General features: G+C 73.8%; 29 protein-coding genes. 9 read left to right on the top strand and 20 right to left on the bottom strand.

Annotated elements, in window-relative coordinates:
- Positions 1 to 39 precede the first annotated feature (39 nt).
- The 4 genes from ACFVGO_RS31985 to ACFVGO_RS31970 form a co-directional block, all read right to left on the bottom strand.
- Positions 40 to 918 carry a hypothetical protein gene (locus ACFVGO_RS31985; RefSeq protein ID WP_380354511.1) on the bottom strand — a complete coding sequence of 293 codons (879 nt, stop codon included), beginning with the start codon at positions 916 to 918 and terminating at the stop codon, positions 40 to 42.
- A gap of 51 nt (positions 919 to 969) precedes the next feature.
- Positions 970 to 1254, bottom strand: a complete 285-nt coding sequence (locus tag ACFVGO_RS31980; protein ID WP_359912522.1) for a DUF427 domain-containing protein — start codon at positions 1252 to 1254, stop codon at positions 970 to 972.
- A gap of 86 nt (positions 1255 to 1340) precedes the next feature.
- Positions 1341 to 1577, bottom strand: a complete 237-nt coding sequence (locus tag ACFVGO_RS31975) for a DUF6296 family protein (protein ID WP_380635552.1) — start codon at positions 1575 to 1577, stop codon at positions 1341 to 1343.
- A gap of 15 nt (positions 1578 to 1592) precedes the next feature.
- A complete protein-coding gene (locus tag ACFVGO_RS31970) occupies positions 1593 to 1838 on the bottom strand; it encodes a DUF2277 domain-containing protein (protein ID WP_359912516.1) in 246 nt (81 codons plus the stop codon).
- Between the two features lie 177 nt (positions 1839 to 2015).
- Here ACFVGO_RS31970 and ACFVGO_RS31965 point away from each other — a divergent pair, with 177 nt between their 5' ends.
- The gene (locus ACFVGO_RS31965; protein WP_380635549.1) at positions 2016 to 3209 is read left to right on the top strand and encodes an MFS transporter; all 1194 of its coding nucleotides are present in this window, start codon (positions 2016 to 2018) and stop codon (positions 3207 to 3209) included.
- Here ACFVGO_RS31965 and ACFVGO_RS31960 read toward each other — a convergent pair.
- The 3 genes from ACFVGO_RS31960 to ACFVGO_RS31950 form a co-directional block, all read right to left on the bottom strand.
- The gene (locus ACFVGO_RS31960) at positions 3206 to 3736 is read right to left on the bottom strand and encodes a gamma carbonic anhydrase family protein (protein WP_380635546.1); all 531 of its coding nucleotides are present in this window, start codon (positions 3734 to 3736) and stop codon (positions 3206 to 3208) included. The two genes, ACFVGO_RS31965 and ACFVGO_RS31960, sit on opposite strands and share 4 nt — an antisense overlap.
- Positions 3737 to 3793: 57 nt before the next feature.
- On the bottom strand, positions 3794 to 5101 hold the full coding sequence (locus tag ACFVGO_RS31955) for a serine hydrolase domain-containing protein (protein ID WP_380635544.1): 1308 nt from the start codon (positions 5099 to 5101) through the stop codon (positions 3794 to 3796).
- Between the two features lie 221 nt (positions 5102 to 5322).
- A complete protein-coding gene (locus tag ACFVGO_RS31950; RefSeq protein ID WP_359912504.1) occupies positions 5323 to 5889 on the bottom strand; it encodes a DJ-1/PfpI family protein in 567 nt (188 codons plus the stop codon).
- A 256-nt stretch (positions 5890 to 6145) separates the two neighbouring features.
- Between ACFVGO_RS31950 and ACFVGO_RS31945 the strand changes: the two genes are divergently transcribed.
- Together ACFVGO_RS31945 and ACFVGO_RS31940 are read left to right on the top strand one after the other, a co-directional pair.
- The gene (locus tag ACFVGO_RS31945; protein ID WP_359912501.1) at positions 6146 to 6694 is read left to right on the top strand and encodes an alpha/beta fold hydrolase; all 549 of its coding nucleotides are present in this window, start codon (positions 6146 to 6148) and stop codon (positions 6692 to 6694) included.
- 34 nt (positions 6695 to 6728) lie between these two features.
- A complete protein-coding gene (locus tag ACFVGO_RS31940) occupies positions 6729 to 7340 on the top strand; it encodes a hypothetical protein (RefSeq protein WP_359912498.1) in 612 nt (203 codons plus the stop codon).
- A gap of 69 nt (positions 7341 to 7409) precedes the next feature.
- Here the strand turns inward: ACFVGO_RS31940 and ACFVGO_RS31935 are convergent, their stop codons facing one another.
- A complete protein-coding gene (locus ACFVGO_RS31935) occupies positions 7410 to 8060 on the bottom strand; it encodes a GntR family transcriptional regulator (RefSeq protein ID WP_380635540.1) in 651 nt (216 codons plus the stop codon).
- 242 nt (positions 8061 to 8302) lie between these two features.
- On the opposite strand from ACFVGO_RS31935, the gene ACFVGO_RS31930 reads away from it, so the two are divergent.
- Complete coding sequence (locus tag ACFVGO_RS31930) at positions 8303 to 9331, top strand: asparaginase (RefSeq protein WP_380635562.1); 1029 nt, start codon at positions 8303 to 8305, stop codon at positions 9329 to 9331.
- 94 nt (positions 9332 to 9425) lie between these two features.
- On the opposite strand, the gene ACFVGO_RS31925 is transcribed toward ACFVGO_RS31930, so the two are convergent.
- The 5 genes from ACFVGO_RS31925 to map all read right to left on the bottom strand — a co-directional run bounded on the left by ACFVGO_RS31925 (position 9426) and on the right by map (position 15638).
- Positions 9426 to 11735, bottom strand: a complete 2310-nt coding sequence (locus ACFVGO_RS31925) for a transglycosylase domain-containing protein (protein ID WP_380635538.1) — start codon at positions 11733 to 11735, stop codon at positions 9426 to 9428.
- Positions 11736 to 11906: 171 nt separating this feature from the next.
- Positions 11907 to 13418 (bottom strand): alpha/beta hydrolase, encoded by a 1512-nt coding sequence (locus ACFVGO_RS31920; protein ID WP_380635536.1) that lies wholly within the window; start codon positions 13416 to 13418, stop codon positions 11907 to 11909.
- A 191-nt stretch (positions 13419 to 13609) separates the two neighbouring features.
- On the bottom strand, positions 13610 to 14035 hold the full coding sequence (locus ACFVGO_RS31915; protein WP_359912486.1) for a thioesterase family protein: 426 nt from the start codon (positions 14033 to 14035) through the stop codon (positions 13610 to 13612).
- A 99-nt stretch (positions 14036 to 14134) separates the two neighbouring features.
- Positions 14135 to 14830, bottom strand: coding sequence for an HAD family hydrolase (locus tag ACFVGO_RS31910; RefSeq protein WP_380354529.1), 696 nt, complete (start codon positions 14828 to 14830; stop codon positions 14135 to 14137).
- Positions 14831 to 14870: 40 nt separating this feature from the next.
- Positions 14871 to 15638, bottom strand: a complete 768-nt coding sequence (gene map / locus ACFVGO_RS31905; RefSeq protein WP_380635532.1) for a type I methionyl aminopeptidase — start codon at positions 15636 to 15638, stop codon at positions 14871 to 14873.
- Between the two features lie 98 nt (positions 15639 to 15736).
- Here map and ACFVGO_RS31900 point away from each other — a divergent pair, with 98 nt between their 5' ends.
- The 3 genes from ACFVGO_RS31900 (at position 15737) to ACFVGO_RS31890 (ending at position 18389) form a co-directional block, all read left to right on the top strand.
- Positions 15737 to 16006, top strand: coding sequence for a helix-turn-helix domain-containing protein (locus tag ACFVGO_RS31900; RefSeq protein WP_380635530.1), 270 nt, complete (start codon positions 15737 to 15739; stop codon positions 16004 to 16006).
- A gap of 268 nt (positions 16007 to 16274) precedes the next feature.
- Positions 16275 to 17312, top strand: a complete 1038-nt coding sequence (locus ACFVGO_RS31895) for a lysine-2,3-aminomutase-like protein (RefSeq protein WP_380635528.1) — start codon at positions 16275 to 16277, stop codon at positions 17310 to 17312.
- A gap of 114 nt (positions 17313 to 17426) precedes the next feature.
- Positions 17427 to 18389 (top strand): DMT family transporter, encoded by a 963-nt coding sequence (locus ACFVGO_RS31890; RefSeq protein WP_380635526.1) that lies wholly within the window; start codon positions 17427 to 17429, stop codon positions 18387 to 18389.
- 176 nt (positions 18390 to 18565) lie between these two features.
- Here ACFVGO_RS31890 and ACFVGO_RS31885 read toward each other — a convergent pair whose 3' ends face one another.
- The 3 genes from ACFVGO_RS31885 to ACFVGO_RS31875 are packed head-to-tail and all read right to left on the bottom strand — an operon-like array spanning position 18566 to position 21843.
- Positions 18566 to 19960, bottom strand: a complete 1395-nt coding sequence (locus ACFVGO_RS31885) for an ABC transporter substrate-binding protein (RefSeq protein ID WP_380354539.1) — start codon at positions 19958 to 19960, stop codon at positions 18566 to 18568.
- 51 nt (positions 19961 to 20011) lie between these two features.
- Positions 20012 to 20914, bottom strand: coding sequence for a carbohydrate ABC transporter permease (locus ACFVGO_RS31880; RefSeq protein ID WP_380635524.1), 903 nt, complete (start codon positions 20912 to 20914; stop codon positions 20012 to 20014).
- Positions 20911 to 21843, bottom strand: coding sequence for a sugar ABC transporter permease (locus tag ACFVGO_RS31875; protein ID WP_359912458.1), 933 nt, complete (start codon positions 21841 to 21843; stop codon positions 20911 to 20913). Before ACFVGO_RS31875 ends, ACFVGO_RS31880 begins: the two co-directional genes overlap by 4 nt.
- Before the next feature lie 226 nt (positions 21844 to 22069).
- On the opposite strand from ACFVGO_RS31875, the gene ACFVGO_RS31870 reads away from it, so the two are divergent.
- A complete protein-coding gene (locus tag ACFVGO_RS31870) occupies positions 22070 to 22756 on the top strand; it encodes an SMI1/KNR4 family protein (protein ID WP_359912455.1) in 687 nt (228 codons plus the stop codon).
- Between the two features lie 65 nt (positions 22757 to 22821).
- Here ACFVGO_RS31870 and ACFVGO_RS31865 read toward each other — a convergent pair whose 3' ends face one another.
- The 3 genes from ACFVGO_RS31865 to ACFVGO_RS31855 all read right to left on the bottom strand — a co-directional run bounded on the left by ACFVGO_RS31865 (position 22822) and on the right by ACFVGO_RS31855 (position 25654).
- Positions 22822 to 23583 (bottom strand): SDR family NAD(P)-dependent oxidoreductase, encoded by a 762-nt coding sequence (locus tag ACFVGO_RS31865; RefSeq protein ID WP_380635520.1) that lies wholly within the window; start codon positions 23581 to 23583, stop codon positions 22822 to 22824.
- Positions 23580 to 24998: an MFS transporter gene (locus ACFVGO_RS31860; protein WP_380635518.1), complete on the bottom strand. Its 1419-nt coding sequence runs from the start codon at positions 24996 to 24998 to the stop codon at positions 23580 to 23582. The genes ACFVGO_RS31865 and ACFVGO_RS31860 overlap by 4 nt, the downstream gene beginning before the upstream one ends.
- Before the next feature lie 77 nt (positions 24999 to 25075).
- Positions 25076 to 25654 carry a TetR/AcrR family transcriptional regulator gene (locus tag ACFVGO_RS31855; RefSeq protein WP_380635515.1) on the bottom strand — a complete coding sequence of 193 codons (579 nt, stop codon included), beginning with the start codon at positions 25652 to 25654 and terminating at the stop codon, positions 25076 to 25078.
- Between the two features lie 152 nt (positions 25655 to 25806).
- Between ACFVGO_RS31855 and ACFVGO_RS31850 the strand changes: the two genes are divergently transcribed.
- Positions 25807 to 26280 carry a DoxX family protein gene (locus ACFVGO_RS31850; RefSeq protein WP_380635512.1) on the top strand — a complete coding sequence of 158 codons (474 nt, stop codon included), beginning with the start codon at positions 25807 to 25809 and terminating at the stop codon, positions 26278 to 26280.
- A gap of 57 nt (positions 26281 to 26337) precedes the next feature.
- On the opposite strand, the gene ACFVGO_RS31845 is transcribed toward ACFVGO_RS31850, so the two are convergent.
- A complete protein-coding gene (locus ACFVGO_RS31845) occupies positions 26338 to 26649 on the bottom strand; it encodes an MTH1187 family thiamine-binding protein (protein WP_359912440.1) in 312 nt (103 codons plus the stop codon).
- Positions 26650 to 26793 lie beyond the last annotated feature (144 nt).

Here is a 26793-nt window from a genome sequence, read left to right as displayed (position 1 = left end):
GGACCGGTCCCGGGCGCGCCGTCGTCCTGCTCCTCGCCGCTACGGAGCCTTCCCGTCGGCCTCCACCGCCCCGCCCTTCGGCACCGGCGCGGCCTCGGCCCAGTAGCCGCCGTCCGCCGGGCGGCGCCCGCGCAGGTCCGCCCGCACCTCGCCGGCCAGCCGGCGGGTGTCGCGGCGGTTCATGGTCGCGCCGATGCCGGCGCCGACCAGCAGCGGTATCACCGCCGGCAGGTGGCGCAGCGAGCTGCGGGTCAGTCGCCGGCGGACCTGCTGGCGGACCTCCGAGCTGATCGCCAGCGCGGCGAAGCCGGCGGGCCGCACCAGCAGGTTCGCGTCGATCCCCCGGCGGTTGGCCCAGGCGCCGAGGTAGGCGCCGGTCCGCTGGGTGGCGCCGCCCTGCGCCGGAGTGCCGTAGACCTCGTGCAGCTCGGCGATCAGCTTGATCTCCACGGCCGCCACCGCGAGCGTCTCGGCGGCGATCTCCAGCGGCATCGCGGGCGGCACCGGCAGCATCGCCGCCGCGCCGACGCCCGCGCCGAGCGCGCTGGAGGCCCGGACGGCGCCGGTGACCAGCAGGTCGGCCAGCTGCTCCGGGAAGGCCGCGTCCGGGTGCTGCGCCCGCAGGGTGGCGAGGTCGCGCACCGGGATCCGGGGCGCGGTCCGCACCAGCTGTTCGGTCAGGGCCCGGCCGCCGTACGCGGCGCCCTTGGCCGTTCCCCTGGCGGCGGCCCGCCCGCCGTGGCCGAGCAGCCGGGCGGTGTGCAGCACCACGGCCCGGCCGCGGCCGCGCTGCTTCGCGGCGTACTCGGCGACCGGGCCGACGGGCTGCTCGGACTCCTCGACCAGTTCGGCGAGCTGCTCGCTCAGATCGGGCTCGGGGGCCGGCCGGGAGCGGCCCGGCCTGCGGAAGACTGCCATGGGAACCCGGTACCCCTTTCGCGACGACGGCACGGCACGGCCCTGGGCCGCCTACTCGGCGACCTCCACCCCGTGCCAGAAGGCGATCCGGCCGCGCACGTGCTCGGCCCCGGGCTCGGGGTCGGCGTAGAACCAGGCGGCGTCCGGGTTGGTCCGCCCGTCCACCTCCAGGGTGTGGTAGCCGGCGGTGCCCTTCCAGCCGCAGACCGTGGTGGTGTCCGAGGGGCGCAGGTACTCGGTGCGCACCGCCTCGGCCGGGAAGTAGTGGTTGCCCTCGACGACGACGGTGTCGTCGCTCTCGGCGATGACGACGCCCTGCCAACTCGCTGTGGTCATACGGCGATTGTTCCCGACCACGGGCGGCCTCACCCCTTCCCGGTTCCGGGCTGTCCGGCGGTCCGGCGGCGGCCGGGCGGCGCCGGTCAGGTCAGCGGGTGGACGTGCACCGGCACGTGGGGACTCTGGTGGCCGCCGCTGGCGAGCATCCGGACCTCGCCGGTGCCGCTGATCTCGGCCCGGACGATGCCGCTCTCGTCCTCGTACACCGGGTGGCCGCCCGGCCCGCTCGCGTCGGTGCGGGTGACCACCACGACGTCCTGCGGGGCCTGGGTGCCCGGGGTCCCGGGGAAGGTGAGGGCGTAGCGCTCGGCGGGTTTCATCACACCTGCTCCTGCCTACCCGGCGGCCTCGGCCGGCACGGCGGCCCGCGTGTGCGGGCCGCGGACCTCCAATTCCGCGAGCAGCCGGGCGGTGGCCTCCGCGACCGCCTCCACCGCCCGGTCGAAGGCCTCCCGGTTGTGCGCCGCGGGGGCGCGGAACCCGGACACCTTGCGGACGTACTGGAGCGCGGCGGCGTGGAAGTCCTCCTCGTCGGCGTCGGGCGTGACGGGGGGTCGCAGCGTCTTGATGTTGCGGCACATGCTCCCAGTCTCGCGCGCGGGAGCCGTGTCGGCGACCCCCTTTCGTCACACGCACCTCACAGCGCCGTCATCCGGCCGGATTAGGATGCCGGACGAACGAATTCGTCCCATCACCGTGCCACCTTCGTCCCGCCGCGCGCTTCCCCGGTCCGTCGGCATCACTCCGGAGTCACCCCCTTGCCTCTCGCGCTGCTCGCGCTGGCCGTCACCGCGTTCGCCATCGGAACCACCGAGTTCGCCGCCATGGGGCTGCTCCCCCAGGTCGCCGACAGCCTCCACGTCTCCATCCCGCAGGCGGGCTGGCTGATCTCGGCGTACGCCCTGGGGGTGGTGGTCGGTGCGCCGCTGCTGACCGCGCTGGCCGCCGGGCGGCCCCGCAAGGCGGTGCTGGTGGCGCTGGCCGGACTGTTCGCGACCGGCAACCTGCTGTGCGCGGTGGCGCCGGACTTCTGGACCCTGGCCGCCGCCCGGCTGATCACCGGACTGCCGCACGGCGCCTTCTTCGGGGCGGGCGCGGTGGCGGCGGCGGAGCTGGTCGCACCGGACCGCCGGGCCCGGGCGGTGGCCGTGATGTTCTCCGGCCTGACCGTCGCCAACATCGTCGGCGTCCCGGCCGCGACCCTGCTCGGCCAGCACCTGGGCTGGCGGGCGACCATGCTGGTGGTCGTGCTGATCGCGGCCGCCGGGACGCTCGCCATCGCCCGGCTGGTGCCCGCGCTGCCCACCTCCGGCCAGTCCGGGCTCCGGAACGAGCTGCGGGCCTTCCGCAGCGGGCAGCTCTGGCTGGCGCTGGCCACCGTGGTGTTCGGCTGCGGCGGCTTCTTCGCCTGCTACAGCTACATCGCCCCGCTGCTCACCAATGTCTCCGGGTACGCCACCGGCTCGGTGACCCTGGTGCTCGCGCTGTTCGGCGTCGGCATGACGATCGGCAACGTGCTGGGCGGGTTCGCCGCCGACCGGGCGCTGCGGCCCACCGTGTGTGCGGCCTTCGTGCTGCTCTCCGCCACCCTGGCGCTGTTCGCGGTGACCGCGCACGCCCGCTGGTCGGCGGCCGTCACGGTGGTGCTGATCGGGCTGTTCGGCTTCGCGATCGTGCCGGCCGTGCAGACCCTGGTGCTCCGGAAGGCGCGCAGCGCGCCGACCCTCGCCTCGGCGACGGTCCAGGGCGCCTTCAACCTGGCCAACGCCCAGGGCGCGTACTTCGGCGGGCTGGCGCTGGACGCCGGGCTCGGCTGGACCGCGCCGACGCTGGTCGGCGCGGTCCTGGCCGCCGCGGGGACGCTGATCGCGGTGCTCGCCTGGGTGGTCGACCGCCGCCGGCCCGCCCCCGTGGCGACGGAACCGGCGGCGGCCGCGATGACCACCGCCTAGCGCGGACCCGGTGTCTCCCGGTGGGCCTCGGCGAGCAGCTGGTAGCCGGCGCCGTTGGCCCTGATGCCCGCCTTCTCGTCCTCGGTCAGCTCCCGGCGGACCCTGGCCGGGACGCCGGCGACCAGCGAGCCGGGCGGGACGACCATGCCCTGCGGCACCACCGCGCCGGCCGCGACCAGCGAGCCGGTGCCGATCCGGGCGCCGTTGAGCACGGTGGCGTTCATGCCCACCAGCACGTCGTCCTCGACGGTGCAGCCGTGCAGCACGGCGTTGTGGCCGACCGAGATCCGCTCGCCGACCACCAGCGGGAAGCCGGGGTCGGCGTGCAGGGTGCAGTTGTCCTGGATGTTGCTGCCCGCGCCGACGCTGATCGACTCGGCGTCGCCGCGCAGCACCGCGCCGTACCAGACACCGGCGCCGGCGGCGACGGTCACGTCCCCGACCACGACGGCGTTCGGCGCCACGAAGGCGCCCGGGTCGACGGCGGGCACCCTGCCCCCGACGGCGGCGATCAGCGGCTCTGCCATGTCTCGTCCTCCTGGTGACGGTGGGCCGTTCGCCCGCCGGTCAGCGTAGGGGGTCGGTCAGGGCGCCGTGCGGGCGAGGTCGGTTCCGGCGTCCGCCGGCCGGGCTCCGCACAGCGCGGTCTCGATCACCTTGTTCCAGGCGGCGTTGGCGGCGTCGTCCGGGGCGTCGTAGACGGTGGCGTTCGCGGCGAACTCGCGCCTGCCGTCCGCCGAGCCGAGCATCATCGTGCTGTAGCCGGGGATGCCGCCGGCGTGGCCCCAGAAGGAGCCGCAGGGGGTGTCCAGGCGCTGCAGGCCGAGGCCGTAGCTGCGGCCCTCGCCGTTGGCGGTGGTCTGCTGCATGGCGGCGAGTTCGGCCGGGCGCAGCAGGCGGCCGCCGAGCAGGGCGTCGAGGAAGGCGGTCAGGTCGGCCGTGGTGGAGACGCCGGCGCCGGAGGGGCCGGCCATCGAGGGGTTGAACAGGGTGACGTCCACCGGGCCGGTGTCGGCCTTGTAGTAGCCGTGGGCGTACCGGCCGGGGAGGAGGGGCGAGTCGCCGGGCATCCGGGTGCCGGTGAGGCCGAGCGGGCGGATGATCCGGCGGGTCACCTCCTCGTTCCAGCTGTGGCCGGTGAGCTTCTCGATGATCATCCCGATCAGGATGTAGTTGGTGTTGGAGTACTGCCAGTCCTGGCCGGGCGGGAAGGCGGACGGGTACCGGTTGGCGATGTCCACCAGGTCCTGGAGGCCGTAGTGCCGGAAGCGGCCGCCGTCGAGCCACTGCGGCCGCCGGAAGTCGAAGGCCTGGTCCTGGGTGTAGTCGGCGACGCCGCTGGTGTGGTTGAGCAGTTGCCGGACGGTGATCGCGGTGCTGTTGGGGACGACGCCCGGCAGCAGGCACTCCAGGCGGTCGTCGAGGTCCAGCCGGTGCTCGCCGACCAGTTGGAGCAGCGTGGTGGCGACGAAGGGCTTGGTGGCGCTGCCGATCCGGAAGGAGCCCCGGGGGTCGGCGGGCGCGCCGGTGGCGAGTTCGGCGACGCCGGTGGCGTTGCGCCAGACCACCCGGCCGTCCTGGCGGACGGCGGCGAGGGCGGAGGTCGCGTAGCCGGGGTCGGTCATCCCGGCGAGGGCGGCGTCGGCGGCCTCCCAGTCGGCGCGGCCCTCGGGGGTCGCGACGGCGCCGGCGCGGACGGCGGCGGAGCCGTGCGGGCCTCCGCACCCGGCGGCGGCCGGACCGGCGGCGGGCCGGGCGACGGCGGCGGGGGCGAGCGCGACCAGCAGGCCCGCGCCGACGGCGGCCGCGACGGCGGTGCGGAGGATCGGCCGGCGGCGCCCGGTGGTCGGCGCGGTCCGGGCGGTGGACGGAACGGTCGGGGCGGCGGTCATGCCGGCCTCCCTGGTCTGGGTCGTGGCAGAGTCGTCAACCGGAGCGCGGGCCCCGACTTCTGACACCCTGTCACGGCTTCCGCCACCGGTCCTCGGCCTGGGGGCGGGGTCCGACCCGGAGCGAACCCGGAACGGCCCCGGAGCCGTACCCCGAGACGGCTCGGGGTACGGCTCGGGGTGCGACTCCGGGAACGCCGGCGGGAACGGCTCCGGGGCGCGCGTCAGGCGAGCGGCGCCTTGGTGCGCAGGACCTCGACGAAGGCGCGCAGCCAGCCCGGGTGGTCGGGCCAGGCGCGGGCCGAGACGACCGTGCCGTCCACCACGGCCTCGCCGTCCACGAACTCGGCGCCCGCCGCCTTGATGTCCGGGGCGAGCGCCGGGTAGGCCGAGGTGCGGCGGCCGTTCAGCACGCCGGCGGCGGCGGTGATCAGCGGGCCGTGGCAGATCTGGGCGACGGGCTTGTCCTCGGCGAAGAAGTGCTGCGCGATCCGCTGCACGTCCGGGTCGTTGCGCAGGTACTCGGGGGCGCGGCCGCCGGGGATGACCAGGGCCACGTAGTCGGCCGGGTCGACGTCGGCGAGGGCCACGTCGGCGGGCCAGGTGTAGCCGGGCTTCTCGGTGTAGGTGTCGAACCCCTCGACGAAGTCGTGCACCACGAACTGGAGGCGCTTCTTCGTCGGGGCCGCGATGTCGACCTGGTAGCCCTCCTCGCGCAGCCGCTGGTACGGGTAGAACACCTCCAGTGACTCGGCGGCGTCCCCGGTGACGAGCAGGATCTTCGATGTCATCGCCGACATCCCTCCACGTGGTCGAGCCTCAGGTCGGGTACGGGCGCCGGGCGGTGGCAGCCGGCCCGGGCCCGGTCCAACCTCCCGTACCGGGGTCACCGTTGGCAACGGGGCGCACCGGGCGCGCAACGGCGCATACGGACGTGCGCGCGCCGGTTGCGGGGAGTGCGCGCCGGTGGGACGCCCGGCTGCGGAGGCCGGCGGCCCGGGTCCTAGACTCCTGCTGCCCACGACCGTCCCCCTCCCGGAGAAGCCCATGCCCGACCGCACCACCTACCTCGTCCTCCCCGGCTACCAGAACTCCGGCCCCGAGCACTGGCAGACCCGCTGGGAGGCGGCCGAGCCGGACTCCTTCCGCCGAGTCGAACAGGCGGACTGGGACCACCCGGACCGGACGGACTGGGTGGCCCGGGTGGACGCGGCGGTGGCCGCGGCCGCCGCCCGGGGCCCGGTGGTACTGGTCGCCCACAGCCTGGGCTGCGTCACGGCGGCCCACTGGGCGGCCACCGCCGCCGCCGGGCGGACCGCCGCCGTCCGGGGCGCGCTGCTGGTGGCCCCGGCGGACGTCGACACCGCCGAGGTCCCGGAGCTGGTGGGCTTCCGCCCGGTGGCGCTGGAGCCCTTGCCGTTCCCGGCCGTGGTGGTCTCCTCGACCGACGACCCGTGGGTCTCCCCCGAGCGGGCCCGCGCGTTCGCCGCCGCCTGGGGCGCCCGGTACGTCGAGCCGGGCGCGTACGGGCACCTCAACTCCGACTCCGGACTGGGCGACTGGCCGGAGGGCCGGAAGCTGCTCGCCGAGCTGTGACCGCGACCACGGGGGGAACGGGGGTGGAGGGTCGATGAACCGGAGGACGACGAACCGACGCACGTCCCGGTCCAGGCGCGTCCTGGTCCGGCTGCTGGCGGCCGGCGGGCTGGCCGCCGTGCTGCTCTACACCGAGGGGCAGTGGGAGAGCCGGTCGGGCGGGCGGATGCTGGTGGCCGACCTGTTCAACCGGCCGGAGCTGCTGCTCGGCGGTGCGCTGGCGGCGCTGATCGCGGCCGCCTGGCTCGGCGACCTGCGGGCCGCGGTGCGGACGGCCACCCGGGCCGTCACGGTGACCGCCGGGGTGGTGTTCCTGCTCGGCGTGGTGGCCGCGCACAAGGTGTCGGCGGCCGAGACCCGCAGCCGGGAGGACGCCCCGGCCGGGGCCGAGCGCGCCCTGGTGGTGGTGCACCGCTCGTACGCCACCGGGCCGGAGTCGGGCGAGCACTGGCAGGTGCTGCTGGAGAGCGGTGAGGGCTGGTCGGCCCGGCGCTGGTCGCTGGCGGACGTCGGCAGGGACCAGGGCGACGCCCGGCTGGTGGAGGCGAGCTGGACCGGGCGGGAGCAGATCACCGTGGTGACCGACTCCTACCGGCGGGTGTTCAACCTCGACCAGGACAGCGGGGAGCCGGTCGCGGCGCGGTAGCCCGGCTCGGCCCGAGGCCGTCGCCAATCGCCCGTCGCCCGTCGCCCGTCGCCCATGGGCAGCTGGGCCTCACTGCTCCGTCATGTGCGCGATCATCTGCTCCCGGACCCGGTCGAGGTGGCGGGCCATCATCTCGGCGGCGCGGTCGGCCCGGCCCTCGGCGACGGCCTCCGCGAGGTGCTCGTGGTCGGTTATCGAGGCCTCGGTGTGCGAGGCCGGCACGTTGTGCCGGCTGCGGAGCACCGCGATCTGCTGGTGCACGCGCTCCACCTGTTCGGCGATCCGGGGGCTGCGGGCCGCGTCGAGCAGCGCCTGGTGGAAGTCGAGACTGCTGCGGTGGGCGAACCGGCGGCCCCCGGTCATCAGCTTCCTCGACTGTTCGCACGCCCGGCGCAGGGCCGTGACGTCCTTGCGGTCGCGCCGCTCGGCGGCCAGGCGCGCGGCGGCGGACTCCAGCGCGGACCGCAGCTCGAACAGCGCCTCGACCTCCCGCGGGCCGGCCTCGAAGACGACGGCGCCCTTGTTGGGCACGTGCACGAGCAGGCCCTCGCTGACGAGCTGCCGGATGGCCTCGCGCAGCGGTCCCCTGCTGATGCCCAGCTCGCGGGCGACCTCCACCTCGTTGATCCGCGTTCCGGACGGGATCTCGCCGGTGAGGACGCGCTCGCGGAGCGTGCCCACGAGCTGGCCCGCCAGGCCGCGCCGGAGGGTCTCTGGCATGGGTGGTGTCCGTCCGTTCGGGACTGGCCGCCGCTGTCGTCCGGCCAGGTCGGGGGGTGTGCCCGGGGTGATGGGCCGGAGCGCCGTGGCGTCGGCGGCCGACGGTGGCACAGGGCCGCGTCCGAGTATGTCAGCACCCGGCGGGGGCATCGGCGCGGACCACGTTAAAGTGATAACTGTTGACACTTCGAGTCGTCCTTTCGGCCGTGGGGCCGAGGAGAGGGGAATGCGCTGTGCACGCGATGGTGGCGGAGGTGTGGCGAGGTGACTTCCTGGAGTCGGTGCACCACGGGACGGTCCTCGCGCTCGGTCCTGACGGGCGGACGGTGCTGAGCGTCGGCGAGACCGACCGCCCGATGTACCCCCGGTCGTCCAACAAGCCGCTCCAGGCCCTCGGCATGCTGCGTGCCGGACTCGACCTGGACGGCGAACTGCTGGCCCTGGCCTGCGCCAGCCACTCCGGCGAGGCCTTCCACCTCGACGGCGTCCGCGAGATCCTCGGGGGCGCCGGCCTCGACACCGGCGCTCTGCGGTGCACGGCCGCGCTGCCCATCGGGGAAGCCGCCCTGCGGGACCACCTGGCGGCCGGCGGCGGCCCCACTCCGCTGACGATGAACTGCTCGGGCAAGCACGCCGCGATGCTCGCCACCTGCGTCGCCAACGGCTGGGACACGGCCACCTACCTCGACCCCGGCCATCCCCTGCAGCGGGCCCTGCTCGACACCGTCGAGGACCTGGCCGGCGAGAAGGTCGCCGCGACCGGCGTGGACGGCTGCGGAGCCCCCCTGTTCGCCATCGGCTACCGCGGCCTGGCCCGGGCCTTCGCCGCGCTGGCGACGGGCCCCGCCGGGTCCCCGGAGCGGCGGGTCGCCCGGGCGATGAACCAGCACGCCGAATACGTCGGCGGGACCGGTAGGGACGTGACCCGCCTGATGCGCGCGCTTCCCGGCTCGGTCGCCAAGGACGGCGCGGAAGGGGTCTACGCCCTGGCGCTCCCCGACGGCTCCGCCGTCGCGCTCAAGATCGCGGACGGCTCCACCCGGGCCCGTCCCGTGGTGCTGGCCGCCGCGCTGCGACGGCTCGGCGTCCCGGTGGACACCGACGACACCCTCGCCGAACTGGCCGTCGTCCCCGTCCTCGGACACGGCGAACCGGTCGGCGCGGTGCGCCCGGCCCGGGCGCTCCTGGACGGTTCGCCGCTCCGGCCCACCGAACCCGGCGCCACCGAGCCCGGCGCCACCGAGCCCGGCGCCACCGCCCCGACGGCCTGACGGCCTGCCGCCGCCCGGACGCACGGCGGAACCCCCGTCCGCCCGCGCGCCGCGGCCCCGCACGAGTACGGGTACTCGTGCGGGGCCGGGCGGCTCACCGGTCCTCGGGGTCCGCGGTGCCGGGCGGGGCGAAGGGCCCGGTGCGGCCGGGGGTCGGGGTGCCCCCGCGCGGCCTGCCGGTGCTCCCCGGGCCGCCGGTGGCGGGGGCGACGGTGCAGGTTGCCGTGCCCGGCGTGCCGCCGGGGGTGGGGCAGTTGGTGTCCCGCCGCACCGGGTCCGGGATGTAGACGGTGGTGAAGTCCTTCTCCGGCATGTTCCGCACCGCGTCGCTCATCGCCTGCTGCCAGATCGGGCCGGGGCCGGTGGCGCCGAAGACCTCGGCCTGGTACTTGCCCCCGATCCTGATGTTGCGCATCGGCACCTTGGTACCGGGGCTGCCCAGCCAGACCGAGCCCGCCAGGTTGCCCGTGTAGCCGGTGAACCAGGCCGACTTCTTCTCGTCCGTCGTCCCGGTCTTGCCGGCGATCTGGCGGCGGTCGTCCAGGCCGAGGTCCCGCGCGGTCCCGCCCTTCTCGGTCACCCCGAGCAGCACGCTGTTGATCACGTCGGCGGTGTCCTCGGACATCGCCGGGGTGCACCGGGCCTGGGGCACCGGGACGTCGGCGCCGCCCACCGTGGTGATCCGGTTGATCGCCATCGGCGCGCAGTAGGTGCCCCGGGCGGCGAAGGTCGCGTACACGTTGGCCATGGTCAGCGGGCTGACCTCCTGGGTGCCGAGGCCGAGCGCCGGCACCTCCTGCAGCGCCGAGCCGTCGGCCTTGCCCTCCATGCCCAGCTTGTTGGCCATCTGCTTGACGGCGCAGAGGCCGATCTCCTGCTCCATCTGCACGAAGTAGGTGTTCACGGAGAGCGCCATGGCCTGCTTGAGCTCGTACGGGCCGACCTCGGAGGTGCTCTCGTTGGGGATGGTCCCCTCCTTCTTCCCCTTGCTGAGGTTCTTCCAGGTGCCGTCGCAGGTCCGCATCGTCGGCCAGTCCATCCGGTTGGGCGAGTCGTACCGCTGGGTGGACGACAGCCCGGCCTCCAGGGCGGCGGCGGCCACGATCGGCTTGAAGTTGGAGCCGGGCTGGAAGCCGATGCCGCCGCCCATCGCCGCGTCCACGTTGTAGTTGACGACGGTCTCGTTCTTCTCCTTGGCCAGGCCGTACGGGCGGGTCTGCGCCATCGCCAGGATCTTGCCGCTGCCGGGCTCGACCATCGTCATCGCGGCCGAGACCGGGTCGGTGACGTACACCTTGGTGGAGACGGCGTTCTGGGCGGCGGCCTGCTTGTCCGGGTCCATCGTGGTGTAGATGTTCAGGCCGCCGGTGTCCCACAGCTTCTTGCGCTCCGCCGCGCTCTTGCCGAACGCCGGGTCCTGCTTGACCACGTGGCGCACGTAGTCGCAGAAGAAGCCCATCCCGGCCTGGGCGGTGATGCAACCGTTGCGCGGGTCCTTGTAGTTGAGGCCGAGCGGGGCGGCCTTCGCCTCCCTGGCCTGCTCCGCGGTGATGTGCTTGTTCTCCACCATCTTGTCGATGACGGTGTCGCGGCGCTTCTGGGCGGCCACCGGGTGCAGCTTCGGGTCGTACTGGGACGGGTTCTGCACCAGCCCGGCGAGCATCGCCGCCTCGGGCAGGACGAGGTCCTTGGCGTCCTTGCCGAAGTAGCGCTGGGAGGCGGCCTGGATGCCGTACGCCTGGTGGCCGTAGAAGGTGATGTTGAGGTAGTTGGTGAGGATCTGCTCCTTGGTCAGGTCCTCCTCCAGCTTGATGGCGTACCGGAGTTCCTGGATCTTGCGGCCGAGCGTCTTGCGCTGCGCCTCGCGCACCGCGTCCGGGTCGTCCCCGGCCTTCTCGACGTTGACGTTCTTCACGTACTGCTGGGTCAGGGTGGAGGCGCCCTGGACGGCGGCTCCGCTCTCCGCGTTCTTGGTGATCGCGCGCAGGATGCCCTTGAGGTCGACGGCGCCGTGCTCGTAGAACCGGGCGTCCTCGATGTCGACCTGCGCCGTACGGATCAGCGGGGACATCTGGTCGGCGGGTATGACGGTCCGGTCGCGCTCGTACACCTTGGCGATCAGGCCGCCGTTGGCGTCGAAGATCTGGGTCGCCTGGCTCAGCGGCGGGGTCTTGAAGTCGTCGGGGATGCTCTCGAAGCCCTCGGCGCCGTTCTTCGCCCCGAGTCCGACCGCCCCGGCCGCCGGGAGGATCAGGCCCGCCAGCAGGATGCCGCCCAGCACGCTGGCGCCGAGGAAGGTGGCCGCGTGGCCCAGGATGCCGAGCGGGGTCTCGCGGCGCCTCGGGCGCGGCACCCAGGTGTCGCCCGGGTCCGAGGCGGCGGGTATGCGGCTCTTCGGTGACATAGATCGAACATTACGGCCGTCAACAGGCCGTGGGGGGCGGGTGCCGGTGAAGGATTGTCACAAAATCGCGACGGATTCGACTCATTCCCAAGGGCCGAACGGGCGTGCACGCAGGAACAAGGGCCGTTCGTCCACGACCCGTTGCCCCCGCGCGCCACCTCCCGCCCCCGCTCAGCCCGCCGGGCAGAAGACGTCCCGGGCCGGGCGGCGGCCGGTGACCAGGTAGTCCGTCACCACCTGGTCGCCGCAGGCGTTCCCGTTGGCCCGGTACACGTCGTGGCCGCCCGAGTCCACCGCGACCATCCGCGCCCGGTCCCCGAAGGCCGCCCGCAGCTTGAGCGCACCGGCGTACGGCGTCGCGGGGTCGCGCAGGTTCTGCGTGAGCAGCACGTTGGCCGGGCCGCGGTCGGTCACCCGCACCGGCGGCTCGGCGGGCGCGAACGGCCAGAAGGCACAGGGCATCACGTTCACCGGCAGGCCGGCGGTGAGCGGACGGGCGGCGCGGTCCGCGGTGACGGCCTTGGCGTAGCTCGCCGGGTCGGTGGGCCACTTGACGTCGTTGCAGAGGGTGCCGACCGAGACGGCGAGGGTGTTCTGCACCGCCCGCAGCTCCCGCTCGCCCGGCTTGGGCGCGGCGGGCAGCGGAGCACGGCCGAGACCGGCCAGCATCAGCCGGGCGAGGACCGGGAACTTCGCGTCCGCGTACATGCTCTCCAGCAGGGTCTCGCGCAGCACGTTGCCGTTCAGCTCCGCCGGGTTGGCGCCCTCCCAGGGCAGCGGGGCCCGGTCGAGGCGGGCGGCGAGGTCGAGGAAGAGCGGGCGGACCTCCTCGGGGGTTTCCGCGACCCGGTCCGGGTTGTCCGGGGTCGACGCCCAGGCGGCGAAGTCGGGGAAGCGGTCCTCCACGCCCCGGCCGTAGTTGTCCAGCCAGCCGCGCCCGACCCGGGTCGGGTCCGGGTCGTCGTTGCTGTCCAGCACGATCCGGTCGGTGCGCTCGGGGAACATGGTGGCGTAGACCGCGCCCGCGTAGGTGCCGTACGAGACGCCCCACAGGGAGAGGCGGCGCTCGCCGAGGGCGCGGCGGACACTGTCGATGTCGCGGGCCTCGTTGGCGGTGGAGATGCTGCGCAGCACCGGGCCGCCGTTGCGCGCGCAGGTCTCGGCGACGCGGCGGGCGGTGGCCAGGTTCCCGTCGATCGAGCCGTCGGCGGCCGGCCAGGGACGCACCTTGACCATCGACAGGTCGGCGGTGTCCAGTCCGCAGCTGACCGGGGTGGAACGGCCGACGCCGCGCGGGTCGAAGCCGACCACGTCGTAGCGGTCCCGGACGGACTGCGGCAGGTGCCCCGCCATGCCGTGGACGAGGTCGAGGCTGGAGCCGCCCGGTCCGCCGGGGACGGCCAGCAGCACGCCGCGGCGCAGGCCTGGATCGGCGGCGGTGATCCGGGAGACGGCGAGGGTGATGCGGGGGCCGTTCGGGTCGGCGTAGTCCAGCGGGACGGCGACCTCGGCGCAGCGCTGGGGGCTGTCGGCCGGGGCGTCCGGACAGGCGGCCCAGGCCAGGCCGTCCCTTCCGGGCGGCGCGGTGCCGGTCGCGCCGGCGGGCAGGGCGCTCAGCGCGGTCACGGCGAGGGCGGCGGCCGCGGTGACCGCGGCGGTGATGGTGCGGGTGGGCTTCGTCATGCCCAAGAGTCTGCTGCGGTACGGGACTTGGTCCCATCCGGGCAGCGGGCCGGTCGGGGGTGGGGAAATCCCCCGGGGACGGGGTGGAGACCGCCGTCGGTCGCGGTCTCCAGCCGTGGAGGGTGAGGGCGGTGGGCGGGGCCGGGTTCGCCGGGCCGGGTTCACCGAGCCGGGTTCGCCGGACTGTTCGTTCAGAGGCCGAGCAGGCCCGGGTCGGCGGCCAGGGCGCGCAGCGGCTCGCGCGGGTCGGCGACCAGCCTGCGCTCCGTCAGGTCGAGGATGCCGCCGACGCCGGTGATCTCGGCGGCCAGCACTCCGTCCTCGCGGACCAGCCGCTGCACCAGCTGGAAGGTCTTGCCCTCCCGCCAGGTGAACGAGCAGCCCACCTCCACCGAGTCTCCCGCGCGCAGCTCCCGCAGGTACTTGACCGTGGTCTCCAGGACGACCGGGCCGACCCCCTCGGCGACCAGGTCCGCCTGGCGGATCCCGGCCGCCCGGAGGTACTCCCAGCGGGCGTGCTCGGCGTACTGGAGGTAGACCGCCTGGTTGAGGTGACCCTGGGAGTCGGTCTCGTACCCGCGGACGGTGATGCGTGTGGTGAAGTCCTGATCACTCATGCCCGCACGCTACTCCGGGCCGCGGGCGCGCCACCTCGTGTCCTGCGTCACCCCGGTCATGCCGTCACGCCGTCACCCCGTCGGGTCCGGCCACGGGGATCACCCGGTCAGGACGTCCAGCACCGGCGTGAGGGCGTCCGGGCGCCGGTCGACGGGCAGGTGCTCGACGGGGTGGAAGCCGCAGCCGAGCGCGGTCGCACCGCCGTCGCAGGTGCGGTCGTCGCCGACCATCAGGACGTCGGCCGGGGCGAGCCCGAGCCGCTCGCAGGCGGTCTCGAAGATCACCGGATCGGGCTTCTGCGCGCCGACCTCGTACGACAGCACGTAGACGTCGACCAGCTCCGCCAGACCGTACGCGCGGAAGACCGGCCGCAGGTCCCAGCCGATGTTGCTCACCACCGCGACCGGCACGCCCCGGCGGCGCAGCTCGCGCAGCACGGCGGCGGTGTCCGGGTACGGCCGCCAGTTCGCGGGCGCCCAGTGGGACTCGTAGAGGGCGTCCACGTCGAGGGCGGCGGGCGGCTCGGCGTCGCGGGTCAGCGCTGTGTACGCGGCCCGGTGCAGCTCGGGGGTCAAGTCCCGGGTGTCCCACGCCGGCTGGACCTCCGGCCGGATCCGCCGCGGCGGCACCCCGCCGGGCAGGGCACCGAACTCCTCCAGCCGGGCCACCAGTTCGGCCTCCTCCCGGGCCGGCAGGACGAGGCCGGTGGCGGCGGTGTGGGCCGCCAGCCACTCGGCGGTGGAGACGACGCCGAAGAGGGTGCCGGAGAAATCGAACATCACGCCTTTGGTCATGGACCCCGAGCTTAGGGCGTGCCATGTGGATCTTGTCGGATCAGAGCAGGGTGAGAATGCGCGGACCGTCCTCGGTGATGGCGACGGTGTGCTCGACGTGGGCGGCGCGGCTGCCGTCGACGGTGCGCAGGGTCCAGCCGTCCGGATCGGTGCGGTGGTCGTCGCGCCCGCCGGCCAGCAGCATCGGCTCGATCGCCAGCACCAATCCGGGGCACAGCGGGTAACCCCGCCCCGGGCGGCCCTCGTTGGCCACGTGCGGGTCCTCGTGCATCCGGCGGCCGATGCCGTGCCCGCCGTAGCCGTCCAGCAGGCCGTAGCGGCCGGCGCGGGCGACGGTGCCGATGGCGTGGGCGATGTCCCCGGTCCGGTTGCCGACCACGGCGGCGGCGATGCCCGCTTCCAGGGCGCGCCGGGTGGTCTCGATCAGGGCGGTGTCCTCGGGGCGGGCGGTGCCGACGGTGAAGCTGACCGCCGAGTCCCCGGCCCAGCCGTCCAGGAGGGCGCCGCAGTCGATGCTCACCAGGTCGCCGTCGCGCAGCCGGTAGCCGTTCGGGATGCCGTGCACCACGGCGTCGTTCACCGAGGCGCAGATGACGGCCGGGAAGGGAACGGGCGCGAAGGACGGGCGGTAGCCGAGGAACGGCGAGGCGGCCCCGGCGGCCTTGAGCACGCCCCGCGCCACCTCGTCCAGCTCCAGCAGGCTCACGCCGGCCGCCGCCTGCTCCCGGACGGCTGCCAGCGCCTGTGCGACCACCCGTCCGGCCTCGCGCATCGCGGCCAGCCCGGCGTCCGACTTGAGTTCGACCATGGTGCTTCTCTCCCCTGGATCCAATTCTTATACCGGTATTTGTATCACGGTCGCGGGGCATGGACGCCGGGCGGCGAGGGGGCCGTAGACTCGTCGGCATGGTGAGGACTCCGCTGACCCCGTGGGAGCGCGAGCGCGGCGAGCGCTTCGGGGCGCTGCTGCGCGAGGCGCGCGGCGAGCGCAGCATGGTCGAGGTGGCCGCGGCGGCCGGCGTCTCGGCCGAGACGCTGCGGAAGATCGAGACCGGCCGGGCGCCGACGCCGTCCTTCTTCACCATCGCGGCACTGGCCTTCGCGCTCGACCTGTCCATGGACGAACTGGCCGCCGCGTGCGCGCCCCCGGATAGCGGCGAGGCGCTCTCCGCCTAGCGCACCGCTCCGCGGCGCCCGTACGCGGACCGTTAACATCCGGTGACGCGGCCTCCCGGATATTGTCACAATCAAAACTTGACGCGTTTATGCCACCGGACTAGCGTCGTCGTTCGTCGGCCTTCTTGGTTTTCACCGCCGAATCGATTTCCGAAGCCCTCCTCAAATCCCGTGATGATGTCGCTCGCGGGAATTTCGGTGTCCGTCGAAACGCGACGCGGCACCGTCCGCCGAACGATCTTCATCGGTTTCCCCAGGAGCTGAAGACATGGTCGCCCCGCGCCCGATTCGCACGCCCAAGGAACTGCTCGCACAGCAACTCGTCCCCGAGGAAGAATTCGCGACGATCACCGACGTCGCCAAGAAGTACGCCCTGAGCATCACCCCCGCCATGCGCGACCGGATCGTCGGGCCCGACGACCCGATCGCCCGTCAGTTCGTGCCCACCGGCCAGGAATTGATCTCCCTGCCGGAGGAGCGGGAGGACCCGATCGGCGACGACCCCTTCACCCCCGTCAAGGGCATCACCCACCGCTACCCGGACCGGGTGCTGCTCAAGCCGGTGCTGGTGTGCCCCGTGTACTGCCGCTTCTGCTTCCGCCGGGAGGTGGTCGGCCCGGGCGACTCCATGCTGAAGGAGGGCCAGCTCGCCGCCGCCCTCGACTACATCCGCAGTCACCCGGAGATCTGGGAGGTGATCTTCACCGGGGGCGACCCGCTGATCATGTCCCCGAGCCGGCTGCGGCCGATCCTGGCGGCGCTCGACGCCATCGAGCACGTCAAGGTGATCCGCTTCCACACCCGGGTGCCGGTGGTGGATCCGGACCGAGTGACCGAGGAAGTGGTCGGGGCGCTCACCCTGGACACCCCGGTCTGGGTCGTCGTGCACACCAACCACAGCCAGGAGATCGGCCCCGGCGCCCGTCGCGCACTGCGGCTGCTGGCCGGCTCCGGCATCCCGCTGGTCAGCCAGACGGTGCTGCTCAAGGGGGTCAACGACACCCCCGAGGCGCTGGAGGACCTGTTCCGCACCCTGATCGTGAACCGGGTCAAGCCGTACTACCTGCACCACGGCGACCTCGCCGTCGGCACCAGCCACTTCCGCACCACCATCGCGGAGGGGCAGGCGCTCGTCCGCCGGCTGCGCGGCCGGGTCTCGGGCATGTGCCAGCCGACGTACGTGCTCGACATCCCCGGCGGCCACGGCAAGGTGCCGATCGGCCCGGGCTACCTGAACGGCGACGGGACCGTGACCGACCCGTGGGGCATCACCCACACCTACCCGCCCCGGAGCAGCACGGACTGATCCTGCGGCAGTGCCCGGGGAGCCGACCGGCCGACCGGTCCGACGAGCGCCGAGCACTGAAACGACCGAGCACCGAGGACCGACCGCCCGACGCCGAAGGGAACCCACCGGCCCATGGTCACCGAACCCACCCCGTGCCGACCGGACTCCGCCGTCCCGACCCGCTCCCGGAGCTCCGCGACCGGCGTGATCGGCAACGCCGTCCGCCACCCGGGCGGAACGCTGACCCTGATCGGGGCCTCGGCGATCTGGGGCCTGTGGACCACCGCGGAGAAGTACGCCCTGCGCGGGCTCCCGGTCGTGACGGTGCTCGCCGTCTCCCTGGTCACCGCCGCCGCCCTGCCCTGGGCCCTCCTGCTCCGCCGGGGCCACCGGCGCCCGCCGCGCGACCAGCTGCGGCGGCTCGCCCTCCTCGGGCTGTTCGAGCCGATGGTCGGGTACGGGGCGATCGGGCTGGGGATGGCGCACATCGACGCGACCCAGGCCTCCGTCCTGCGCGGCTCGGAGGCCTGCTTCGTGGTCGCGCTGGCCGCGCTGGCCGGCCGCCGGGCACCCACGCCGCGCGCCGTCGGCGGCGTGGTACTGGGTGCGGTGGGCATCGCGGCGCTGGGCGGCAGCCACGCCGTGTTCGGGCTCGGTACGGGGGACCTCCTCGTCCTGCTCGGCACGGTGGCGGCCGCGGCGGCCACCATCCTCACCGGACGGATCGTCCGGGACACCGATCCGCTGGTCGCCACGGCCTACCAGTTCGGCTTCGGGCTGCTGTTCACCGTGCCGCTGATCGCCGGTCAGTGGCTGCTGGGCGGCGACCTGACCAGCGGCGGGGCCCGCCCGCTGCACTGGCTGGTCGCGGCCGGGGTCTGCGGCGGCGGGCTGGCGGGCGCGTTCCTGATGTACAACCGCGCCGTGACCCGGACCCCGGTCACCACGGCGGGCGTGCTGCTGAACATCATCCCGGTGTTCGGGCTCGCCTTCGCGGTGCTGCTGCTGGGCGAGCGCATCGACGCCTGGCAGTACGGCGGGGCCGCGCTGATCCTGGCCGGGATCTTCCTCTTCTCCGAGGCGGACACGGCGTAGCGGCGGCCCCGACGGCGGCGGCCCGCCCTGCGCGCGGTGCGCGGGGCGGGCCGTCGTCGTGCCGGCGTTCGGCCGCAGCGGTTCCGAAGGTCAGCCGCGGCGGCTCCGGCGTTCGACCGCGGCGGTTCGGCCGCGGCGGTTCGGCCGCGGCCTCTCCGTCGTTCGGCCGGGGCGGTTCAGCCGACCGAGCTGTTGTAGCTCTCGATCGCCGGCTGGAGCTCCTTCGCGGCGTCGGCCAGGGCCTGCTGGGCCGGCTTGGTGCCCGCGATGGCCTGCTCGATCGCGGTCTCCACGCCCTTGCGGGCCTGCGGCATCACGCCGAGCAGGCAGCCGGCCGTGGCCGGGGTCGGCTTGGTGGCCTTCAGCTGGTCGATCGCGGTCTGGAACTGCGGGTACTTGGCCACCCACTCCTTGTCCTTGGGGTCGTCCAGGGACTTGGTGTTGACCGGGAAGTAGCCGGTGCCGGTGTGCCAGACGGCCTGCTGCTCGGGGGCGGAGACGAACTTCTCGAACTCCCAGGCGGCGCGCTTCTCGGCGTCCGAGTGGCCGGGGCCGCTGATCCACAGCGAGGCGCCGCCGATCACCGGGCCGCCCTGGTCGGCGGCGTCGACCTTGGGGAAGGCCGCCGTGCCGACGCCGAACTTCGCGGCCTCGGTGTAGCCGCGCAGCACGCCGGTGGACTCCAGGTGCATCGCGACCGTGCCGGCCTTGAACGCGGCCTGGGCGTCGTCGGTGGTGCGGCCGGTGTTGGCCGCGTAGCCGCCCTTGACCAGGTCGGCCCACCACTGGACGATCCGGGCGCCCTGGGCGGAGTCGAAGACGACCTTGCCCGCCTTGTTGCCGCGGCCGTTGTCGTTGTCGCAGTACATGGCGCCGGACTCGGCGAGCAGCTGCTCCACGAACCAGCCGTAGATGGCGGCGCCGAAGCCGTACCGGACGGTCTTGCCGTCGGCGTCCTTCTTCGTCAGCTTCTTGGCCAGCTCGCCCAGCTCGTTGAGGTCCTTGGGCGCCTGCGCCGGGTCGAGGCCGGCCTCCTTGAAGGCGTCGCTGTTCAGGTAGAGCAGCGGCATCGAGGAGTTGAACGGCATCGACTGGAGCTTGCCGCCGACCGAGTAGTAGTTGCGGATGTTGGCGTCGAGGTCGTCCAGCGAGTAGCCGTCCTTGTCGGCGAAGGCCTGGGCCGGGACGGTCTGCTTGGAGTCGATCATGAACCGGGTGCCGATGTCGTAGACCTGTGCCAGGGCGGGGGTGCCCTTCTGCTGCACGGCGGCCTTGTACTTGGTGACCAGCTCGTCGTACTTGCCCTGGAACTGCGCCTTGACCTCGACCTTGCCCTGGTGGGCGGCGTTGAACTGGCCGACCAGCCCGTTCAGCACGTCGGCGTTCTTGCCGGTCATCGAGTGCCAGAACTCCACGGTGGTGACACCGGAGGCCTGGTCGAGCGCCTGGGCGCCGGGCGCTCCGGCGTCGGAGGAGCCTCCGGAGCCGGAACCGGAGCCGCTGGAGCTGCAGGCGGTCAGGGAAAGGCCGGCCACCAGCAGGGCCGCGAGCGCGCGCGCACTCTTCTTCACGAGGGTTCTCTCTCTATCCGGGAAAGCGGGGGACGTGGACGGGACACCCGGTCAGCGGACGGCGCCCGCGGTGAGGCCGCGGACGATGAAGCGCTGGCCGAAGACCACCAGGGCGAGGGTGGGCAGCAGGGAGAGCACGACACCGGCCAGGATCAGCCCGGGATCGGCCATCTCGGAGTCGCGCAGCGAGGTCAGACCGATCTGGAGGGTCTGCATGTTCGCCGTGCGGGTGATGATCAGCGGCCAGAAGTACTGGTTCCAGGCCGACAGGAAGACGTAGATCGACAGCGCCGCGAGGGCAGGCTTGTTGAGCGGGACGACGATCCGCCACAGGAACCGCCAGTGGCCGGCCCCGTCGATCCGGGCCGCGTCGCGCAGTTCGCCGGGCAGCTGGCGGAAGGCCTGGCGCAGCATGAAGGTGCCGAAGCCGGAGGCCAGGAAGGGCAGCACCAGGCCGAAGTAGGTGTTGCCGAGCCCCCAGCCGGACAGCGTCAGGTAGTTGGGGATGATGATGGCCTCCCACGGGACCATCAGCGTGGCCAGGAACACCCCGAACACCACGGCCCGGGCCTTCATCGGCAGGAACACGAACGCGTACGCGGCGAGCACCGAGGTGAACAGCTGGGCGAGCGTGATGACGGTCGCCACGATCGCCGAGTTGGCGTACTGGCGGGCCAGCGGGATGGCCTCCACGGCACCGGAGAAGTTCCGTCCGGTGACCGAGTGCGGCACCAGGGCCGGCGGGTAGGAGGAGAGTTCGGACGGGCCCATGAAGGCGCCGGCGATCGCGTAGTAGACCGGGAAGGCCACGGTGACGACCGCGACGGCGAGCAGCAGGTAGACGGCGGCGCGGCCGAGCAGGTCGCGCGGGGAGCGCCCGGCGAGGGCGCGGGCGCGAGGGCGGGGCGCCTCGGCCCGCGCCCCGGTCTCGGTCTCGGTGGTCAGGGTGGTCATGCGTAGTGCACCTTCCGCTCCAGGACGCCGAACTGGACGGCCGTGCAGGCGAGGACGACCACGAGCAGCACCACGGCCTGGGCGCTCGCGGTGCCGAAGTCGCTGGAGCCGTAGGCGAAGGCCTTCTCGTAGACGGAGTAGACGAGGGTCCGGGTGGAGCCGTCCGGCCCGCCCTTGGTGAGGATGTGGATCTGGCCGAAGCTCTGGAGCGCGTGGACGGTGGAGACAACGGTCAGGAAGAACAGGTTCGGTCCGAGCATCGGGACGGTGATCGAGCGGGCCAGCCGCAGGCCGGAGGCGCCGTCGATGCGGGCCGCCTCCAGGACCTCCCCCGGGATCGAGCCGATGCCCGCGGAGAGCACCAGCACGTTGTAGCCGAGGTTCATCCACACCGTGGTGACGGCCACCGAGAGCAGCGCGTACCGGGAGTCGGTCAGCCAGCCGACCGGGCCGAGGCCGACGTGCGAGAGCAGGCCGTTGAGCACCCCGCTGGCGGGGTTGAAGAACACCGCGAAGACCACCGAGGCGCTGGCCACCGAGAACGCGAAGGGCAGCGCGAACGCCGAGCGCAGCAGCCGCACGCCGCGGATCCGGTTCTCCAGGAGCAGCACCAGCGCCAGCGCGCCGAGCACCCCGGGCACCACGGTGAGCAGGGTGAACAGGGCCGTGGTCGTCAGGGTGCGGCCGAAGTCGGCCGAGGCGAACAGGTCGGTGTAGTGCTTCGTCCCCACGTAGCGGGAGGGCGCGCCGAAGAGGTCGTTGGCGTGCCCGCTGAGGTAGACGGTCCGGCCCAGCGGGTAGCCGATGAAGAGGACGAAGACCACCAGGGAGGGCAGCAGGAAGGCCCAGGCGAGCCCGTGTTCGCCCCAGCGCCCTCCCCGTGGGGAGCGGCGGCCCGGGAGGGGCCCGGTGTGCGGTGCGGTCGGCATCTTTCGCGCGTCCGCCTTTCGTGATGTCGGTTCCGGCCGAAACCGTGTCTTGCCCGAACGACGGCGTGGAAACCCCGTGGTGATCAACGGGTGTCGCCGGGATTACGCGTTCGCGTCAGATCCGGCCGGTCGTGCCCGGACGGGCTGCGGAGGGGCTGCGCAGCGGCGGCGGGCGGGCTGTCGAGCGGTTCACCGCGCTGTCGGAGGGGTGGCGTACGGTGCGCGGGTGGACGAAACGGAATTCGACATCCCGGCGGCAATGGCCGAAAGTGTGCGCTCCCGCGCGGGTGCCTGGGCGCTCGTCAGGGGCTTCGCCGCCTACTGGGGCGAGCCCCTGGGGCCGGCCGACGGCTTCACGGACGAGGAGCTGGACGCGGCCGAGCTGCGGCTGGGCCTGCGGCTGCCGGTGGCGCTGCGCGAGGCGTACCGGCTGTTCGGCCGCCGGGCGGACCTGACCAGCAGCCAGGACGTGCTGCTAACGCCGGACGAGCTGCACGTGCTGGACGGCGCGCTGGTGTACCGGGCGGAGAACCAGGGCTGCGCGCACTGGGGCGTGCCGCTGGACGCCCTCGACCGGGAGGACCCGCCGACGGTGGGCCGGCTCGACCTGGCGGACAAGTCACAGGAGCGGTGGGAGCCCTGGGAGGAGCGCTTCTCCACGGCGGCCGCGGCGATGGCGATGACGGAGAAGCTGCTGGAGGAGCACGAGCTGACCGACTTCCTCGAATTGGAGGACGAACTGCCGGACGGTCTCGTGGAGTTGCCCGCGCTCGGCCGCAACTTCCGCTGGTACCAGGGCCCGGAGGTGCTGGTCGGGGTGGCCGAGGAGGCCTGGGTGGCGGCCCGCGCCCGCACCCCGCAGGCGCTGGACGCGCTCTACGGGGTGCTGCCCGGGGAGTGGCTGGGCGAGTAGCCGGCGGTCAGGCGGAGGAGGTTGCCGGGCGGAGGGGCGGATGGACTGCCCGGCGGAGGGGCGGGTCAGGCGGAGGAGCCGCCGTCCAGCACCAGGTCGCTGCCGACGGTGTACCCCGCCTCGTCGGAGGCCAGGTACAGCACCGCGGCGGCCACCTCTTCCGTCGCGCCGACCCGGCCGACCGGGACCTCGGCCCTCATCCGCTCGGCCTTGGCCTCGGCGTCCTCGCCCGGCCGGGAGGACATCGGGGTGTCCACCGCGCCGGGGCTGACGGTGTTGATCCGCACGCCCTCGGCGATGTGGTCGAGGGCGGCGGCCCGGGTCAGCACGGTGACCGCGGCCTTGCTGGCGGCGTAGGCGCCGACGCCCGCGATCCGCTTGTGGGCACCGAGGTTGGACGAGACGTTGACGATCGCGCCGCCGCCGTGGGCCCGCATGTGGGCGATCTGCGCCTGCATGGCGAGCAGGGTTCCGGTGACGTTGACGCCGATCACCCGCTGCCACTCCGCCTCGTCGATGTCGGCGACCGGGCCGGCGGCGCCGAACACTCCGGCGTTGTTGACGGCGACGTCCAGGCCGCCGAACCGCTCGACGGCCTCCCGGACCAGCCGGGCGGCGTCCTGGGCGTTCGTCACGTCGCCGGTGAGCGCGACCGCCTTGCCGCCGGCCCGCTCGATCAGCTCGACGGTCCCGGCGAGCGGGCCCGCGCCGCGGCCGGCGACCGCGACCCGGGCGCCCTCGCGGGCGAAGGCGAGCGCGATGGCCCGGCCGATGCCGCTGCCGGCGCCGGTGACCAGGACGGACATGTCGGCGAAACGCGTGGTCATGAGGTGAACTCCTTGATGCGGTCGGTGCGTTCGGTTGCGGTGGAGCTGGTGGGGCTGATGGGTCCGATGGTCCGGGGCAGTGCGGCGACCGCGACGGCGGTGAGCGCCAGCCCGACGGCGGCCGCCGCGAAGGCCGCGGCGTAGCCGCCGACCACGCTCGGGCGGGTGGCGGCGAGCGCCATCAGGGCGGCCAGTCCGGCGGTGGGGCCGAGCTCCATGGCCGTGTTGAACACTCCCGCGGCCAGTCCGGTGTGCTCGGGCGGCACCCCGCCGGTGGCGAGCACGGTCGCACCGGCGAAGGCCGCGGCGGCGCCGGCGGGCAGCAGGAGCAGTCCGGGCAGCAGTCCGAGGGCGTAGCCGCTGCCGGGGCCGAGCCCGGCCAGCAGGCCGAGTCCGGCGGCGGCCAGGGCGAGGCCGCCGGCGGTGACCGCCACCGGGCCGTACCGGACGCTCAGCGGGCCGGCGAGCCGACCGGAGAGCAGCAGGACGGCCGCATAGGGCAGGAAGGCGGCGGAGGTGGCCGCGGCGCTCCAGCCGCGCAGCTGCTGGAGGTAGAGCGACAGCAGGACGAAGGTGAGCGCGGTGCCGGCGGCGGTGGCCATGACGGCCGCGAGCGCGGTGGCCCGGCGCCGGTCGGCGAGGAAGCCGGGTGGCAGCAGCGGGTCGGCGGTGCGGCGTTCGGCGGCGGCGAAGGCCGACAGCAGGAGCACCCCGGCGACCAGCGGGCCGTACGTCCCGGGGCTGCGCCAGCCGTGTTCGGTGGAGGCCACCAGGGCGTAACTCGCCGCGCAGACAGCGGCGGTGGCGAGGGCGGCACCGCGCAGGTCCAGCGCCGGGCGGGTGCCGACCGGGGCGGCCGCGGGCAGGGCCGCGGAACGGACGAGGCCGAGCAGCGCGACCAGGACGGGCACCGCGAACAGCCAGCGCCAGGAGACCGCCGCGGCGACCGCGCCCGAGACCACGCTGCCGACGGTGGCGCCGAGCACCGACAGACCGCCCCAGGTGGCCATCGCCCGCCGGTAGGCGGCCGGTTCGGGGTGCAGCACCCGGACCACCGCGACCGCCGCCGGGGCGGTGAGGGCGGCGCCGACGCCCTGCACGAAACGGCTCGCCAGCAGGACGGGGTAGCCGGGCGCGAGGGCGCAGGCGATCGAGGCTGCGGCGAGCAGCGCCAGGCCGGCGCGGAGCACCGGGCGTCCGCCGTGGCGGTCCGTCAGGCGGCCGCCGAGCAGCAGCAGGGAGCTGAAGGAGAGCCCGTAGGCGGCGCTGAGCAGCAGCACCCCGGACGGGCCGAGTCCGAACTCCCGCGCCACCAGCGGCAGCGGCACGGTCAGGATCATGATCGTGAAGATCAGCACCGCCTGGACGACACCGAGCAGCGCGAAGCCGTACCGGCCGGTAGTGATGACGGCCATGTAAAACCCTCCCCCCTATAAAGACCGTTCGGTCCAGAATGAGCCCCGGAAAAGACGCCGGCCCGGACCGGCCGGCGTCAGTCCAGCAGCGCCAGCGCCTGCTCGGCGGCGTCCCGCGCCCGGGGCGCGCCGTCGGCGGTCTTGCCCACCACCCGGATGCCCTGGAGCAGCACGACCAGCATCCGGGCGAGCGTCCGCGGATCCCGCCCGGCGGGCAGTTCGCCCTGCGCGGCGGCCCGCACCAGGGCGGCGGTGAGCAGCGTCTCCAGGCGATCGAGGCTCGCCTCCACCCGGCGGGACGCCGCCGGGTCGTGCGGGGCCAGCTCCACCGCCGTGTTGGTGACGAAGCAGCCGCGCCGACCCTCCTCCTCGTCCGTCACGGCGTACCGGCGGACCAGCGCCCGGACCGCCGGCAGTGCCGGGCCGGGCCGGGAGAGGTCGAGCAGCCGTGCCGAGTCGCTCTGCTCGCAGTAGCGCTCCAGCGCCCGCAGGTACAGCTCGCGCTTGCTGCCGAAGGTCGCGTAGATGCTGGCCCGGGCGATGCCGAGCCGCTCGACCAGGTCGGCCATCGACGTCGCCTCGTAGCCGCGCTGCCAGAACAGCTCCAGGGCCGCCTGCAGCGCCGCGTCCGGGTCGAATTCCTTCGTTCGCGCCATGTCGGGAACAGTAGCCCTTTCTGGACCGAGCGGTCAAGAAAGAGCAACTATTGGTCCAGACCTGATCTCTGACGGAGCATTGCCAAGTGGACTAGACCAAGGCTACCCTTACCGCTCCCATCCACCTCCTTCCCCCACAGGAGGCGTTTCGCATGCCCGCACACCGCCCCAACCACCCCCGGCAGACCGCCGACGCCGCCAGACCCGTCGTGCTGACGGCCTTTCGGATCGTCGTCGGCCTGCTCTTCGCCTGCCACGGCGCCGCCTCGCTGTTCGGCGTGCTCGGCGGCGCCAAGGGCGGCGGCACCGTCCCGCTCGGCCAGTGGCCCGGCTGGTGGGCCGCGCTGATCCAGCTGGTCGGCGGCGCCCTGGTGCTGCTCGGCGCCGGCACCAGGGTGGCCGCCCTGCTCTGCTCCGGCTCGATGGCCTACGCCTACTTCACCGTCCACCAGGAGCACGCCCTGCTGCCCCTGCAGAACGGGGGCGAGGCCTCGGTGCTGTTCTGCTGGGCCTTCCTGGCCATCGCGACGCTCGGCTCCGGCCCGTACGCCCTGGACCGGCTGCTCACCCGCCGGCCGCCGGCCGCCGCGGCCGAACCGGCGGTCCGGCCGACGTCGACGGTCTGACCGGCTTGCCAGCACCAACTACCGTCTAGCAAAGCCCACCTGACGGTCCATCGGCCATCAGCGGTCCGACGGGCTCCCAGCGGCCAGGTGCCGCTCGACCGAGGCGACCTTGGCGGTGAGGCCGTCGGTGACCCCGGCCCGGTCGTCGATCTTGATGACCGTGCTCACCCGGTTGCCGTACGCCTTCACCGCCTCGATCGCCGCCCTGATCACCGGCATCACCTCGTCCCACTCCCCCTCGATGCTGGTGAACATCGCGTCCGTGCGGTTCGGGAGACCGCTCTCCCGCACCACCCGGACGGCGGCGGCCACCGCCTCCCCCACGTCCTCGCCGATCCCCAGCGGGGTCACCGAAAAGGCTGCGATCACGGCTCTGCGCTCCTTGTGCTGGACGACACTGGTCGCTGGTCCGGGCCAACCCAGACCAGCAACCAAGATAGGGAGTGTCCGACCCCCAGCGACACTCTGCAGCAGCAGGTCGACCACCCACAGCGCGGTGGGGCGGGCCCAGTG

The organism is Kitasatospora sp. NPDC057738, assembly GCF_042798815.1.
In the GTDB taxonomy this organism is placed as follows: Bacteria; Actinomycetota; Actinomycetes; order Streptomycetales; family Streptomycetaceae; genus Kitasatospora; species Kitasatospora lactacystinica.
The sequence above is the reverse complement of the archived record's forward strand: the minus strand, read 5'-3'. Positions and strand labels throughout refer to the sequence as shown.